12 protein-coding genes are annotated in these 15014 nt (G+C 69.1%); 6 read left to right on the top strand and 6 right to left on the bottom strand.

Annotated elements, in window-relative coordinates; genetic code table 11:
• The first annotated feature begins 34 nt into the window (after positions 1-34).
• From Pmi06nite_RS15690 to Pmi06nite_RS15665, 6 genes are all read left to right on the top strand, one after another.
• Positions 35-2515, top strand: coding sequence for an ATP-binding protein (locus tag Pmi06nite_RS15690; protein ID WP_203953717.1), 2481 nt, complete (start codon positions 35-37; stop codon positions 2513-2515).
• Positions 2512-4809, top strand: coding sequence for a type IV secretion system protein (locus Pmi06nite_RS15685; RefSeq protein ID WP_239113934.1), 2298 nt, complete (start codon positions 2512-2514; stop codon positions 4807-4809). Before Pmi06nite_RS15690 ends, Pmi06nite_RS15685 begins: the two co-directional genes overlap by 4 nt.
• 10 nt (positions 4810-4819) lie before the next feature.
• Positions 4820-5467 carry a hypothetical protein gene (locus tag Pmi06nite_RS15680; protein WP_203953716.1) on the top strand — a complete coding sequence of 216 codons (648 nt, stop codon included), beginning with the start codon at positions 4820-4822 and terminating at the stop codon, positions 5465-5467.
• Positions 5464-6606 (top strand): C40 family peptidase, encoded by a 1143-nt coding sequence (locus tag Pmi06nite_RS15675; RefSeq protein WP_239113933.1) that lies wholly within the window; start codon positions 5464-5466, stop codon positions 6604-6606. The genes Pmi06nite_RS15680 and Pmi06nite_RS15675 overlap by 4 nt, the downstream gene beginning before the upstream one ends.
• Positions 6607-6612: 6 nt before the next feature.
• Positions 6613-7008: a (deoxy)nucleoside triphosphate pyrophosphohydrolase gene (locus tag Pmi06nite_RS15670; RefSeq protein WP_203953715.1), complete on the top strand. Its 396-nt coding sequence runs from the start codon at positions 6613-6615 to the stop codon at positions 7006-7008.
• A gap of 106 nt (positions 7009-7114) precedes the next feature.
• Complete coding sequence (locus Pmi06nite_RS15665) at positions 7115-8173, top strand: hypothetical protein (protein WP_203953714.1); 1059 nt, start codon at positions 7115-7117, stop codon at positions 8171-8173.
• A 57-nt stretch (positions 8174-8230) separates the two neighbouring features.
• On the opposite strand, the gene Pmi06nite_RS15660 is transcribed toward Pmi06nite_RS15665, so the two are convergent.
• The 6 genes from Pmi06nite_RS15660 to Pmi06nite_RS15635 all read right to left on the bottom strand — a co-directional run bounded on the left by Pmi06nite_RS15660 (position 8231) and on the right by Pmi06nite_RS15635 (position 14981).
• On the bottom strand, positions 8231-8986 hold the full coding sequence (locus tag Pmi06nite_RS15660) for a succinate dehydrogenase/fumarate reductase iron-sulfur subunit (RefSeq protein ID WP_203953713.1): 756 nt from the start codon (positions 8984-8986) through the stop codon (positions 8231-8233).
• Complete coding sequence (locus Pmi06nite_RS15655; protein WP_203953894.1) at positions 8986-10881, bottom strand: fumarate reductase/succinate dehydrogenase flavoprotein subunit; 1896 nt, start codon at positions 10879-10881, stop codon at positions 8986-8988. Before Pmi06nite_RS15655 ends, Pmi06nite_RS15660 begins: the two co-directional genes overlap by 1 nt.
• A gap of 2 nt (positions 10882-10883) precedes the next feature.
• A complete protein-coding gene (gene sdhC / locus Pmi06nite_RS15650; protein ID WP_203953712.1) occupies positions 10884-11684 on the bottom strand; it encodes a succinate dehydrogenase subunit SdhC in 801 nt (266 codons plus the stop codon).
• Positions 11685-11786: 102 nt separating this feature from the next.
• Entirely contained in the window at positions 11787-12224 is a 438-nt protein-coding gene (locus Pmi06nite_RS15645; protein WP_203953711.1) for a response regulator, read from the bottom strand.
• Positions 12217-13791 carry a sensor histidine kinase gene (locus Pmi06nite_RS15640; protein ID WP_203953710.1) on the bottom strand — a complete coding sequence of 525 codons (1575 nt, stop codon included), beginning with the start codon at positions 13789-13791 and terminating at the stop codon, positions 12217-12219. Before Pmi06nite_RS15640 ends, Pmi06nite_RS15645 begins: the two co-directional genes overlap by 8 nt.
• Entirely contained in the window at positions 13788-14981 is a 1194-nt protein-coding gene (locus Pmi06nite_RS15635; protein WP_203953709.1) for a PP2C family protein-serine/threonine phosphatase, read from the bottom strand. Before Pmi06nite_RS15635 ends, Pmi06nite_RS15640 begins: the two co-directional genes overlap by 4 nt.
• Positions 14982-15014: the final 33 nt, after the last annotated feature.

Raw genomic sequence — 15014 nt, 5'->3', positions numbered from 1 at the left:
GGAACCTGCGAGCGAGGAAGTCGGTGAGCGACCGATGAGCAAAGGGGCGCGGAGCCGCCTCGCGGTGCGGTATTTCGACGACCGTGTCCTGCTCACCGACTCGGCGGCGTGGGCCTACTTCCGGTTGCCGACGGTGAGCTATGAGTTCCTCACGCCCGAGGAGCGGGAGGCGCTCGCCACCAACATCACGATCGCGCTGGCCGCGATCAGGATGCCCGACGCCGAGGTGCATCTGCGCATCGCGCACCGGGCGTATCCCGCGGCCGAATGGGCGATGGCGCTCAACGCCACCTCCGACGAGGGTCCCGGCTGGCGGGACTACCTCGAGGAGATGTACCGCCACGTCTGGGCGAAGGACTTCTGGAGCAAAGAGGTCTACCTCGGCGTACGGCTCGGCCCGCGCGGCGCCCAACTCGGCAGCGGAGTGCTGTCCCAGCTGTTCGGCTTCTACCAGCGAAGCGAGCGGGCGCTCGGGATCGAGGACGACCACGTGCCCGACCGCGAGGTCGAGCGGTGGACCGGTCAGGCGGAACGGCTCGGCCGGGCTCTGACCTCCAGCGCCCTCTACGCGCGGCACGCCACCTCCACGGAGATCGCCTGGCTGTTCCAGCACGCCGCCTCGGGAGCGCTCGGCGAGCCGCCGCATTCGGCCTCGCCGCGCCGCAAGTGGGGCAAGGGCGAGATCGAGGCCCTGGTCGAGGGGCAGATCCACAACGGCAGGTCGTTGTTGCGGATCGAGCAGATGTCGGGCGACGCGTTCACCGCGCATCTGTCCTTCGCCCGGTTCCCCGACCTGATGGCCTTCCCCGACGGGGAGCCGTGGCTGCACTTCGCCGACCAACTGCCGTTCCCCGTGGAGATCTCGAGCAGGATGCGGCTGATCTCGCCGGTCCGTGCGAGCAAGGACGTGGCGAGGAAGCTGGCACACGCCCGAGACATGGACATCCACATCCGCGAGGCGGGCGCGGAGGCGCCCCTCGCGCTGGCCGAGCAGATCGACGCCGCTCGCATGCTGGAGCACGGCATCACCAAGGAGCGGCTCCCGTTCGTGTACGGCTGGCACCGGCTGAGCGTCAGCGCGCCGACCGAGGAGATCTGCGTTCAGCGGGTCGAGGCGGTGGTGGAGCACTACCGCGACATCGGCATCGATGTGGTGAACTCCACCGGCGACCAGTTCTCGTTGTTCTGCGAAGCCCTGCCGGGAGAGAAGGTCCGGGTCAACGCCTACGCCCAGCGCCAGCCCCTCCGGACGATCGCGGGTGGCATGTCGACGGCCACCGTCGAGTTGGGCGACCGGGTGGACGAGTCGAACGCCGGCTGGGTCGGACCGTACATCGGGGAGACCCTGGGGCGCGCCCGCAGCATCGTCCACTTCGACCCGCTGGTCGCGGCCACCAGGAACCGACCGACGGCCATCGCGATCACGGGGGAGCCCGGCGGAGGCAAGACGACTCTGGCGCTCCTGCTGATCTACCAGATGGCCCTGCGCGGGGTGACCGTCGCGGTCATCGACCCGAAGGGCGACGCGGAGTCGCTGGTCCAGCTCCTTCAGCGGCGCGGCCGCAAGGCGCGGATCATCCCGCTGGGGTCGGCGGCGCCCGGCCTGCTCGACCCGTTCTCGTTCGGCGACGACATCGCGGCGAAGAAGACGATGGCCTCCGAGACGTTGCGGCTGCTGCTGCCCCGCATGTCGGAGGAGCGCGAGTCGGCGATGATCCAGGCGGTGGCCGCGGTCTCCAACGAGCCCGACCCCTCGCTCGGCAAGGTGGTCGACCACCTGGAGCAGAACACGGATCCGGCGTCGAAGAACCTCGGGGCTGTCCTGCGGTCGATGTCCGAGATGCACCTCGCGCAACTCTGTTTCGACAGATACGGCGGCGACCAGATCGACACCGAGGGATGGACCACGGTGTTCACACTGGGCGGTCTCACGCTCCCCGACGTGGCGACCACGCGGGACGACTACTCCTACGAGCAGCGGCTGTCGGTGGCCCTGCTCTATCTGGTGTCCCAGTTCGCCCGGCGGCTGATGAACGGCCTCGACCGGCGCACGCCCAAGGCGATCTTCCTCGACGAGGCGTGGGCGATCACGTCCACGCCCGAGGGCGCCAAGCTGGTGCCGGAGGTCTCCCGGATGGGCCGCTCCCGCAACACGGCGCTCGTCCTGGTGTCCCAGAACGCGGGTGACCTGCTCAACGAGCAGGTGACCAACTGTCTCTCCTCGGTCTTCGCGTTCCGCTCGTCCGAGCGGGTCGAGGTCGGGCACGTGATGGAACTGCTCGGGGTGGATCCGTCTGAGGAGCACAAGGCCGTGTTGCGGTCGCTGGGCAACGGCGAATGCGTCTTCCGGGACCTGGACGGCCGGGCGGGCCGCATCGGGGTGGACCTCGTCTCCGAGGAACTCCTTCGCTGGCTCGATACCAATCCGACGCACGACAAACCAGGCGAGAAAGTGCATGATCGTCTTAACGGGGGCGCTGATCGGTCGGGGGTCGCTCAGGAGGTGCGGTCTTGAGATTGCGCAGGAACGGTCGCGTCCGATTCGGAGTACGGCGCAAGCTCGCCCTGCTCCTCGTCGCCTTCGCGGCGTTCGTGATGTTGCCATTCGCGTTCCCCGCCGACACGGCGAGCGCGGCCGGACCGTGTGACCTCTCCTCCGAGCTCGCCCCGGAGATCGTGGGCGGCGGCGTGGACGGCCTGGTCGAGCCCCCGCCGCCGGACTCGGACGGCACGGCGGGAGCCGCCGGAACGCAGGCCGCCCCCAAGGAGCCGCTCACCAATTACGACCGGTACGGCATGGCCGGCCAGTACTGGCACACCTACGGCCTCGGCTGCTCGGACGTCACGGCGGTCCTCGGCAACGCGTGGGCCAACACGGTCTTCTCCTGGGCCAAGGCGGTCGACCGGATCACGATCAGCACCTACCAGGCCGCGGCCACCGAAGGACCGCTCCAGCCGATCAAGAATGTGGCCGACGAGGTCGTCACCAACCTCGCCGACGCGATGTACTGGCCCTATCTGCGGCCGATCGTCATCCTCGGCGCGATCTGGCTGGCGTGGTACGGCCTGATCCGCAAGCGGGCGACCACCACGACCGAGGGCGTCATCTGGATGGTCCTCGCGGTCACGGTGGCGATCTGGTTCTTCAGCCGCCCCGGCGACTTCACCTCTCTCGGCAAGACCGTGACCGACAAGACCGGGGAGATCGTCAACTCCGCCTTCTCCGGGCTGCCGGGCGCGGGCGGCGCGTCCTGCCTGCCGACCAAGGGCGACGCCACCGCGCAACCCCAGCCCGGCGGGTACGGCCAGCAGGGCACTCCGGGCGTCGACCAGAACGCCGACGCGCTGTGGTCCACGCTCGTGTGCAAGCCCTGGTTGATGGGCGAGTTCGGCACCGCCGACGCGAGCGCCCCGATCGTCAAGGCCTTCGGCGCCAACCTCCTCGACATCCAGGCGATCGACGCCGGCGAACAGGCCGCGAAACAGATGCCGAGCGGCGACGCCCACCAGAAGCGGTTCGAAGAGGAGATCGCCAAGCCGCTGGAGAGCAACCCGACGTTCTTCCTGCTCCAGGGCAAGGACTGGACCAGCCGTCTCGGCATCGCCATCGGCGCCTTCATCGCGGCGATGGTCGCGGGCCTGCTCATCTTCCTGGTGGCGGTGTCGCTGCTGGTGCTCAAGGTCGGCTTCCTGCTGTTGCTGATGCTCGGGCCGATCTTCCTGCTCATCGGCGTGCATCCCGGCTCCGGGCGGATCATCGCGATGCGCTGGGTCGAGATGCTGGTCGGCACATTGCTGCGACAGGCCGTGCTGGCCCTGGTCCTGAGCATCCTGGTGTACGGCTATGCGTTGATCATCTCGACCAACCTGCCGTGGGGCATGCAGATCCTGTTCATGGCGTTGCTGACGATCGCCGTCTTCTTCTACAGACGTCCGTTCCAGCACCTGTTCGCCTCGATGGACGGTCACACGCTCGCGACCAGGATGCTCGGCGACGCCGCGACGGCGCCCACGCTGCAGCGCGCGGCGAACGCGCTGCCGCCGGTGGCGGCCACGCGTGCCGCCCGGTGGGGCCTGCGCAAGGCCGAGCCCGTCATGGGCGCGGCCGCGATGGCGACCGGGGTGGGAACCGCCGCGGCGGCGACGTCCGTGGCGCAGGGGCGCGTCCGCGGTGAGGAGGGTGCGGCCACGGCGGCGGGACAGGCCCGTGCGCGGGCGGGCGCTCAGCCGGAACCGCTGGAGACCGATCCGCAGGCCGCCGGGCGCCGCAAGGCCGGGGGAACGGTTCCCCGCACCGGCTCGGCGCCGCCGCTCAACCTCACCGGCGTCCGGCCCGCCGACGCCCCCCGGCCGTCCAGGCCCGCGCGGCCGGGTCGTCCCCCCTCGAGCCCGGCGCCGCGCGGCGGAACCGGCGGAGGCGGTGGCGGTGGCGGACCGGTCCCGAGCTCCGGATCCGGTTCGGGTTCGAGATCCGGCTCCGGTGGTGGCGGCGGCTGGTTCAGCGGCCGCTCAGGCGGCTGGTCCTCCCGGCCTGCCGCACCCAGCGGCTCGCGCGGTTTAGGCGGGGGACGATCGTCGGGCGGTGGCGGAGGCTCCTCCTCGTCGTCACGCCGATCCGACTCGTCCGGAGGCTCGGGGGGTCGCTCCCGTCCGGCGCCTCCGCGCGACAACGGCTCCTCCAGCAGGTCGAGATCCTCCGACGCGCCACCGTTGTGGTTGCAGAGCAGGGGCGACACCAGGCGAGGATCCGGCGACGCGCCCACCCCGTTCTGGGCGCGCCCCTCCGACCGAGACTCCCGAGACACCTGACGCAGGCTTGATGACGACCCAAGGAACCGACCGCAGGAAGGGGCTCGCCTTCGCGGGCGCCGTCGTCGTGCTCGCGGCCGTCGGCGTGTACCTGACGATGAGCCCGTCGTCCGGAGGCGGCGACCGCACGGAGACGGTGGCGGAGCAGGCGCCTGCCACCGTCGCGTCCATCCAGGCTCCGGCCCCCGCGCCGACCCAGGTGGCCGTCACCCCCGGCACGTTCGACGTCTACCGCTACCTGCCGCTGTCGAGGAGCGAGCTCGGAGCGGCGGCCGACCTCGCTCGGCGGTTCACCGCCGCGTACGGGACGTTCGAGTACTCCGAGGACCCGGCGGCCTTCGCGACGCGGCTGAACGCGTTCTCCACGGCCGAATTCGGGGCGCAGCTCACCCGGGCCATGACCGACCCGGCGGTGGTCCAGCAGAACAAGGCCGATCACGTCGTCTCCAAGGGCTCGGCGCAGGTGGTCTCGATCCGCGACATGACGGCCAACACGGTCGTGTTCGTCGTCGGATCCGTCCGCCACGTGATCGCCCGGAGCGGTGAGAAGGACCAGAGCGACCAGTACGCCGTCACCGTGATCAAGGCGGCCGCCGACTGGCGGGTCTACGACATGGAGCCCGCAGGCGCCGGCCAGGACGGGGACACCTCACCGTGACGGCACCTCCGCGCACAGGCTTGGGCTCGCGGGGCCTGCGGAGCCTGCGGGTGATCAGCGCGGGCGGGGGTTCGTGGCGGGTCATCGCCATCGTTCTCACACTGATCGTCCCCCTGACGTTGTTCGGCTCGATCATCCTGATGTCGCCATCCCCGTCGATCTTCGTCGGGGGGAGTTTCGGCGAGGACTGCGCGTCGGCGGCCTCGGCGGCCGACGCGTCGCAGACCGCCGCATCCGACATCCCGGCCGACTATCTCCGGATCTACAAGAAGGTCGGCCAGGAGATCGGCGTCCAGTGGAACGTCCTGGCCGCCATCGGCAAGCGGGAGACCGACCACGGCCGATCACAGCTCCCCGGTGTCAGTAGCGGCACCAACTACGCGGGGGCGGCCGGCCCGATGCAGTTCCTGATCAGCACCTGGGGCGGCAAGTCCAAGATCAAGATACGTCCCGGGATCAACGGGTACGCGTCGGACGGCGACGGCGACGGTTACGGCGACGTCTACGATCCCGCCGACGCCATCCTGGGCGCGGCCAAGATGCTCAAGCGCAACGGCGCTCCCGACGACCTGCCACGGGCGATCTTCGTCTACAACCGGGCGACCTGGTACGTCGACCAGGTTCTGGAGATCGCCAAGCGCTACGCGGCCACAGGGGAGATCGGCGTCCCGTCCGATGCGGATCCCGCGTGCGACGGCGGATACGTGGACAGCGCGACCAGCGAGGTCGTGCAGAAGATTCTGGAGTACGCGCTGGCCCAGCGGGGCAAGCCGTACCGCTGGGGTGGGACGGGTCCCGACGCGTTCGACTGCTCGGGGATCATCTACATGGCCTACCGGAACGCCGGGTTGTCGATCCCGCGTACGACGTTCGGGCAGTGGCCCTTCGGCGTACAGGTGCGCGCCGGCAACGAGCAGCCGGGCGACCTGGTGTTCTTCAACGCCGGTCCGAACAACGGCCCGGGCCGCCCCGGCCACGTCGGCATGGTCGTCTCGAAGGGAAAGATGATCGAGGCCCGGTGCACCCTGTGCGGGCCCATCAAGGTCACGGGATACACCGACCGGCCCAACATCGTGGGATTCACCCGCCCGCTGGAGAACGCCGATGTCCTCGCGCAGTTGAAGCGCGCCATAACCTGATCGACCATGGACGCCATCAGAAAGCTCGTCGTGGGGGCCGCGATCGTGCAGGACGGCCGGGTTCTCGCCGCGCAGAGGGCGGAGCCGGAGGCGCTCAGGGGAGGCTGGGAGTTCCCCGGCGGGAAGGTGGAACCCGGTGAGAGCGACCTCGACGCGCTGGTCCGCGAATGCGTGGAGGAGTTGGGCGTCGAGATCGTCCCGGGTGAGCGGGTCGCGGGGGAATGGCCGCTGCCGAACGACTACGTGATGCGCGTCTGGCTCGCGAGCATCCGGCGGGGCGTGCCGGAGGCCCGTGAACATCTCGCCCTGCGCTGGCTGCCGCACCACGAGTTGTACGACGTCGCGTGGCTGGCGCCCGACCTGCCGATCGTGGCGGCGGTCGAAAAGATCGTTTGGGAATAGTGGGTGACGAGTGGGGAACGGAAATGGTGTTTGTCGGCAGGCTTTGCCATCATTTGAGCAGAACTAGACTGTTGCAAGACCCAGGCCGAAAGGGTGGAGGCCAGCAGTGGTACGACGTGCACAGCTGAGAGCCGTGTCCTCCGTCGCGGCCTCGTTGGGCATCGCCGCCGCGGTGGTGTTCGCGGCAGGGCCGGTGTTCGGTGTGACCGCCGAAGCCGACCCGACCGACCCGGCGGCGGGCGACCCGACCGATGCGGCTCCGACGGTCACCGTGACGTCGACCGTCACCACGACCGAGACGGCCACGGCGACTGCGACGGCGACCAAGACCGTGCAGCCGCCCCCGCCGGTGTCGCACCCTGTGGTCACGGTGACGATCACCAAGACGCCGACGCCGACTGTGAAGCCGACCCCGGTCGTCACGGTCACCGTCACCAAGACACGGACGTCGCCGCCCGTCACCCACACCGCGACGGTTCCGGCCCAGGGGTTGCCGCTTCTTTCCACGAACGTGGCCGTCCCGCCGCCGCTGACCACGCCGACGCCGGACTTGGGTGTCACCCTGGCTCCCGCGCAGCCGACGCCGATGCCGACGCCGTCGCCCACGTTCGAGGATCCGACGCCTGAGTCGGTGCCGATCGAGATCCGCAACGCCACTCCCGAGTTCGACCAGGTGACGGTCAGCCGCAAGCTGTCGATCCTCGCCGCGGTGCTGGTGCTGCTGGCACTGCTGGCCTGGCTCGTCTTCGAAGGCAGGCTCCGGCGGATGGTGCACGCGGCCGCCGTGCGGAAGGCGGGACCACGGGCGTGGCGGACTCCCGCGACGCCTGCCGCGCCCGAGGGCTCCGCGCCAGACGGCCAGGGTTACCCGCAGATGGTCGGCTACGTGCCGGTGCAGGGTTACCCGGCGGGACAACTGCCGTACGGATACCCCCAGGCCTACGGGTACCCGCAGATCTACGCCCACCCGTACCCCTATCCGTACCCCGAGCAGGCCGAGCAGGGCGACCGGCCGGAACGGCCCGAGCAGGCCGATGCGGAGCAGACCGAGGCTGGGCAGGCCGGCCAGCCGGAGCGGCCCGCGAAGGCCGCGGTCGACCAGGCTGCGGTCGAGCAGACCGAGGTCGAGCAGGCAGGCAAGAGCGGCAAGGCCGGCAAGGACTAGACGAGAAAGACGAAGCGCCGGCCGGAGGATTCCGGCCGGCGCTTTGTTTGTGGACTCTCAGACGCCGGAGCGCTTGAAGATCTTGGAGCCCAGCCACACGAGCGGGTCGTACTTCCGGTCGACCACGCGCTCCTTCATCGGGATCAGCGCGTTGTCGGTGATCTTGATGTGCTCGGGGCAGACCTCCGTACAACACTTGGTGATGTTGCAGTAGCCGAGGCCGTGCTCCTCCTGGGCCGACTCCTTGCGGTCGAGCTCGTCATAGGGGTGCATGTCGAGCTCGGCGATGCGCATGAGGAAGCGCGGGCCGGCGAAGGCCGGCTTGTTCTCGTCGTGGTCGCGGATCACGTGGCAGACGTTGTTGCACATGAAGCATTCGATGCACTTGCGGAACTCCTGGGACCGCTCGACATCGATCTGCTGCATGCGGTACTCGCCCGGCTTCACATCCTTCGGCGGGGTGAACGAGGGGATCTCCCGCGCCTTCTGGTAGTTGAACGAGACGTCGCAGACCAGGTCCTTGATGACCGGGAACGTCCGCATCGGCGTGACCGTGATGGTCTCGGTCTCCTCGAACGTGGACATCCGGGTCATGCAGCCCAGCCGGGGCCTGCCGTTGATCTCCATCGAGCACGACCCGCACTTGCCGGCCTTGCAGTTCCACCGGACCGCGAGGTCGGGGGCCTGGGTGGCCTGCAACCGGTGGATGACGTCGAGGACGACCTCGCCCTCGTTCACCTCGACGGTGAAGTCCTCGAGCTGTCCCTCGCCGCCTTCGCCGCGCCAGACGCGGAACTTCGCCTTGTAACCCATCACGACTCCTTGACCGCGGCGTCGTACTCCGCCAGCTCGTCTTCGGTGAGGTACTTCTCAAGCTCGGACCGCTCGAAGAGGCTGATCAGGTCGCCCCGCATGGACGGCTGGACCTTCTCTTCGACCGTGACGCCGGAACCGTCCGGCGCGGCGGCGCAGACGAGCAGCTTCTGCCGCCAATCGGCGGACATGACGGGGAAGTCGTCGCGGGTGTGGCCGCCGCGGCTCTCCTCCCGCAGCAGCGCGGCGCGGGCCACGCACTCGCTCACGAGGAGCATGTTGCGCAGGTCGATCGCCAGGTGCCAGCCGGGGTTGTAGACGCGGCTGCCGGACGAGCCCGTGTTCTTCGACCGCTCCTTGAGCTTCTCGACGACCTGGAGCGCCTCGGAGATCTCTCCGGCCTTCCGGATGATCCCGACGAGGTCGTTCATCGTGCGCTGAAGCTCGTGGTGCACCTCGTAGGGGTTCTCCCCGCCGGTCCGCTCCAGGGGCGCAAGGGCCTCCGCCTTGGCGTCCGCCACCTCGGCGGCCGCGGGCCGGGCGGGCAGCCCGTCGACGTAGGCCGACGCGCCCAGGCCGGCGCGGCGGCCGAAGACCAGGAGGTCGGACAGGGAGTTGCCGCCCAGGCGGTTCGAGCCGTGCATGCCGCCCGAGACCTCTCCGGCGGCGAACAGGCCGGGCACGGACGCGGCGCCCGTGTCGGCGTCCACCTCCACGCCGCCCATGATGTAGTGACAGGTCGGGCCGACCTGCATGGGCTCCCGAGTGATGTCCACGTCCGCCAGCTCCTTGAACTGGTGGTGCATGGACGGCAGGCGCTTGATGATCTCGGCCGCGGGGAGGCGGCTGGAGACGTCGAGGAACACGCCGCCCTGCGGCGATCCGCGCCCGGCCTTCACCTCGGAGTTGATGGCCCTGGCCACCTCGTCACGGGGCAGCAGCTCCGGAGGCCGGCGGTTGTTCGCCTGGTCGGTGTACCAGCGGTCGCCCTCCTCCTCGGTCGTCGCGTACTTGTCCTTGAAGACGTCCGGCACGTAGTCGAACATGAACCGGCGGCCCTCGGAGTTGCGCAGCACGCCGCCGTCGCCGCGGACCGACTCGGTGACGAGGATCCCGCGCACCGACGGAGGCCAGACCATCCCGGTCGGGTGGAACTGGATGAACTCCATGTTGATCAGCTTGGCGCCCGCGAGCACGGCCAGCGCGTGGCCGTCGCCCGTGTACTCCCAGGAGTTCGAGGTGACGACGTAGGACTTGCCGATGCCGCCGGTCGCCAGCACCACGGCGGGGGCGTCGAAGACGATGAAGTCGCCCGTCTCACGCCAGTAGCCGAACGCGCCGGCGATGGCGTCGCCGTCCTTGAGGAGGCGCGTGATCGTGCACTCGGCGAACACCTTGATGAACGCCTCGGGGTCGCCGTGCTCGCGCTCGTCCTCCTGCTGGAGGGCGACGACCCGCTGCTGCAGGGTGCGGATCAGCTCCAGGCCCGTACGGTCGCCGACGTGGGCGAGACGCGGGTACTCGTGGCCGCCGAAGTTCCGCTGACTGATCTTGCCGTCCTTGGTGCGGTCGAACAGCGCACCCCATTCCTCCAGCTCCCAGACGCGGTCCGGGGCCTCCTTGGCGTGCAGTTCCGCCATCCGCCAGTTGTTGAGGAACTTGCCTCCGCGCATGGTGTCGCGGAAGTGAACCATCCAGTTGTCGTCGGAGTTGACGTTGCCCATCGCGGCGGCGGCGCCGCCCTCGGCCATGACCGTGTGGGCCTTGCCGAAGAGCGACTTGCAGATGATGGCGGTCCGCTTGCCCTGCTGCCGCGCCTCGATCGCCGCGCGCAGGCCGGCTCCGCCGGCTCCGATGACGACGACGTCGTATTCGTGACGCTCCACGTTGAGAATCCTTAAGCGAACGGGAAGTTGATGACGCCCTTGGCGACCAGGCGCACATAGAGGTCCGCGATCATGACCGAGTACATCGAGGCCCAGGCGAACTGCTGGTGCCTGGCGTTGAGCTTCGAGACGAAGGTCCACGCCTTGTATCGGATCGGGTGCCTGGAGAAGTGGTTCAGGCGGCCGGCGGTGATGTGCCGGCAGGAGTGACAGCCGAGGGTGTAGCAGGCGATCAGGACGGCGTTGGCCACCAGGATGATCGTGCCGAGACCCACGTGGCCCCAGTTGCCGTGCTCGTCCCTGAACGCGAGCACCGCGTCGTAGGCCAGGATCGCGCCGATGACCACGGCGAGGTAGAAGAAGTAGCGGTGGACGTTCTGGATGATCAGCGGGAGCCTGGTCTCGCCCGAGTACTTCGTGTGCGGCTCGGACACGGCGCACGCCGGCGGTGACAGCCAGAACGACCGGTAGTACGACTTGCGGTAGTAGTAACACGTGAGCCGGAAACCACCCGGCAGGCCGAGGATGAGGAGGCCGGGCGGCAGGCCGTACCAGTCGCCGAACGGCGCGAGCCCGAGGAAGCGGGCCCCCTCCGGGCAGGACGTCGCCAGGCAGGGCGACGAGAACGGCGCGATGTACGGCTCTGCGAAGTAGCTCTTGTCGAAGATCGCCCAGACTCCGTAGATCAGGAATGACATCAGTCCGGCGAATGTCAGCGCCGGGACCAGCCACCACCTGTCGGTGCGGAGCGTGCGCACCTTCAGTTGCGCTCGCTGTTTGCTTGTCGGGCTCTCGGCCGTTGTCTGGGTCATCGGAGACTTTCCACCCTCTGGCACGCTTATGGTGGGGGAAACATTACGACGGCCACATCCCGAAGTGTGAGGAGGGTCACTCCCAACCGTCTGTGATTCCCGTCACTTCCCCGGCAGTTTGACCACAGTCACGAAGAAATCGTCGATCTGTCGCACCACGCGAATGAACTGGTCAAAGTCCACCGGTTTTGTCACGTACGCGTTTGCATGCAGGTTGTAACCCTTAAGGATATCCTGCTCCGCTTCCGATGTGGTGAGGATCACCACCGGGATGATCCGCAAATCCTGATCGTTCTTGATCTCCTGCAGAACCTCGAAGCCGTCGACCCGGGGCAGGTTCAGGTCGAGCAGGACCAGGTCGGGCCGCGGCATCGCCTCGTAGGCGCCCTCACCGCGCAGGAACATCAGCGCCTGCTCGCCGTCGTGCACCACGTGTAACCGGTTGCCGACCTTGTTGTAGGAGAACGCCTCCCTGGTCAGGAGGACGTCGCCGGGGTCGTCCTCGACGAGGAGCACCTCGATGGGGCGGAAGTCAGGCATCGGGTTCTCCCACGGTCGGCAGCGTCCAGTGGAACGTGGCTCCTGGCCCCTCCCCGGAGTCGAGCCAGATCTGGCCGCCATGGTATTCGACGATCTTGCGGCAGAGGGCGAGTCCGATGCCGCTACCTGGATAGACGTCGCGCGGGTGCAGACGCTGGAAGATCAGGAAGATCCGGTCGGCGTACCGGGGGTCGACGCCGATGCCGTTGTCCGAGCAGCTGAACTCCCACATCGCGTCGTTCCGCCGTACGCCGATGTGGACGCGGGGCGGATCGGCGGAGCGGAATTTCACGGCGTTGGCGACCAGGTTCTGGAACAGCTGGGTCAGCAGCGGCACGTTGCCGAGGACCTCCGGCAGGTCGTCGTGCGTGACGACGGCGTCCGCGTCGGACAGGAGGGCGTCGAGGTTGTGCAGGGCCGCGTCCAGCGCGTCGGCGGACCGCACCGGGTGGAGGTCCCCGCCGACCCTGCCGACCCGGGAGAAGTCGAGCAGGTCGTTGATGAGCAGCTGCATCCGCTTGGCGCCGTCGACCGAGAAGGCGATGTACTGGCGGGCGCGGTCGTCGAGTTGGTCGCCGTAGCGCTGTTCGAGCAACTGGGTGAAGCTCGCCACCTTCCGCAACGGCTCCTGCAGGTCGTGGCTGGCCACGTAGGCGAACTGCTCCAGCTCGCCGTTGGAGCGCGTGAGCTCCCTGGTCTGGTCGGAGAGTTGCTGGCGCGTCTCCACCGCCGCCCGCCACTCGGAGACGATGCGCCTGCGCATGCCGTCGACGTGTGCGGACAACTCCCGCAGCTCGTACGGCCGGTCGACGCCGAGCTCGTGGTCGAAGTCTCCGGCGGCCACCGTCCTGACCTGTCCGGCGAGCTGTGCCACCGGCCGGACCACGACCCTGCGCACGATGAACGCGCAGCCGATCACCGCGGCCACCACGGCGACCACGAGCGCACCGACTGCGACGTAGATGGTGTTCCAGCCGTCGTACAGACTGCTCCTGCCGATGTCGTGGAGCCGGTTCAGCTGGTTCTGCTGCGCGTTCAGCGCCGCGCGGACACGGGCGAAGCGCTCGACGTTGACCTTCGCCGTGTCGCGGTTCACCGCCCTGGTCCCGGATGTGGGCACCGCTTCGACGATCTTCTCCGCGTAGTCACGCCGCCAGTCGGCCGAGGCCGCGGACAGCCGGTCCAGCCCGGCTCGTACGGCCGGCGCCTCGGGGAGACGGGGGATCAGCGCGGCGGTGGCGGCGGTGGCGGTCTGCTCGGCGGCGACGCCCTGGCGGTACGCCGTGAGGTACTGCTGGTCGGTCGTCAGGCCGTATCCCCTGATGGCGCTCTCCTGGGCCTGGATGGCGGTGGAGATCTCCAGGGTGTGCAGCGTCGCGGGGTCGATCACGTCGACCAGCGTCTCCCTGGCCTGGCGCGTCGTGCTGAGCGTCAGCAGGATCGCGGTGACCCCCAGCACGAAGACGAGGGCGGATGCCGTGCCGGCGAGGACGAACCACCGGGCCAGGGGGAGCCCCCGCCTGCCGGTATGGGGCGCCAGCGGTGCGAGAGGCTCCGGTTTCATCATGACCTCCCGGCCTCCTGGAAGTCGTCGCTGAAGCCGTCTCCTGAGCCGTTCCGGGAGATCAGCATGGCGGCCACGTCGTCGTTCAGCGTGTCGCCGACCTGGGCGATGATCCGGTCGAGGTCGACGCCGCCGTGGTCGCGGACGATGTCGGCCAGGCCGTCCGTGCCCAGCAGGTCGCGGCCGGGCCCGGTCGTCGCCTCGATGAGCCCGTCGGTGTAGAGCAGGAGCGACCACGTGTCGCCCAGAGGGATGTCGACGGGATTCCAGACGACGTCGTCGAAGATGCCGAGCGGCGGCCCCGACGGGATGTCGGTGACGATGTCCACGACGCCGTTCCTGATCACGAGCGGAGACGGATGGCCGACCACGTGCATGCGGGCGTTGCGGAGCTCAGGATCGATGGTGGCGGTGCACAGGGTCGTGAAGATCTCCGGTGACTTCCGCTCGTTCCTGAGCAGCGTGTCGAGCGTCGCCAGCAGTTCGTCGCCCGTGTGGCCGGCGAGGACGAGCGTGCGCCAGCCGATGCGCAGAGCCGTGCCGAGGGCGGCCTCGTCGGGCCCGTGACCGCAGACGTCGCCGATGAGGATGTGCACCGCGCCGTCGGCGGTCTGCACGGTGTCCCAGAAGTCGCCGGCCAGCAGGCCGCGCACCCGCCCGGGCAGATATCTCGTCTGGTGGTCCAGGAGGGAACCCGGGGCGAGCAGCGGGACAGGGAGCAGTCCGCGCTCCAGGCGCGCGTTCTCCTGTCCGACGATCCGTTCCTCGACCAGTTCGCGCATGGCGACGTCGGCGCGCTTGCGCTCGATGGCGTAGCGGATGGCGCGGATCAGCAGCCGGTCGTCCACGTCCTGCTTGACCAGGAAGTCCTGGGCGCCGGCGGCCACCGCCTCGATCCCGACGTGCGCGTCGTTGAGGCCGGTGAGCACCAGCACGGCGGTGTCCGAGACCATGGACAGCACCTGCTCGAGGGCCTCCAGGCCGGACGCGTCCGGCAGGGACAGGTCGACGAGCACGCAGTGGACGTCGTCGGTCAGCCGCTCGCGCCCCTCGGCCAGAGTGCGGGCCCAAGTGATCTTCGGTGGTCGCTCGGCGTTCGCGAGCAGTTCCTCGACGAGGAACGCGTCGGCCGAATCATCCTCGATCAGCAGGAGGGTGAGCGGGTCGGGCAGATCGGGCGAGGCCGTGATCACTTACGCCTCTCGAAGCGTCGGGAACACGATCGG

It is taken from the genome of Planotetraspora mira, from assembly GCF_016863275.1.
Taxonomy (GTDB): domain Bacteria; phylum Actinomycetota; class Actinomycetes; order Streptosporangiales; family Streptosporangiaceae; genus Planotetraspora; species Planotetraspora mira.
The sequence above is the reverse complement of the archived record's forward strand: the minus strand, read 5'-3'. Positions and strand labels throughout refer to the sequence as shown.

What these genes read in the sequence shown, in the direction of transcription:
- Pmi06nite_RS15690 (WP_203953717.1), top strand. Translation starts at nt 35, where the DNA reads ATGAGCAAAGGGGCGCGGAGCCGCCTCGCGGTGCGGTATTTCGACGAC.
- Pmi06nite_RS15640 (WP_203953710.1), bottom strand. Translation starts at nt 13,791, where the DNA reads ATGATGAAACCGGAGCCTCTCGCACCGCTGGCGCCCCATACCGGCAGG.
- Pmi06nite_RS15680 (WP_203953716.1), top strand. Translation starts at nt 4,820, where the DNA reads ATGACGACCCAAGGAACCGACCGCAGGAAGGGGCTCGCCTTCGCGGGC.
- Pmi06nite_RS15645 (WP_203953711.1), bottom strand. Translation starts at nt 12,224, where the DNA reads ATGCCTGACTTCCGCCCCATCGAGGTGCTCCTCGTCGAGGACGACCCC.
- Pmi06nite_RS15660 (WP_203953713.1), bottom strand. Translation starts at nt 8,986, where the DNA reads ATGGGTTACAAGGCGAAGTTCCGCGTCTGGCGCGGCGAAGGCGGCGAG.
- sdhC (WP_203953712.1), bottom strand. Translation starts at nt 11,684, where the DNA reads ATGACCCAGACAACGGCCGAGAGCCCGACAAGCAAACAGCGAGCGCAA.
- Pmi06nite_RS15670 (WP_203953715.1), top strand. Translation starts at nt 6,613, where the DNA reads ATGGACGCCATCAGAAAGCTCGTCGTGGGGGCCGCGATCGTGCAGGAC.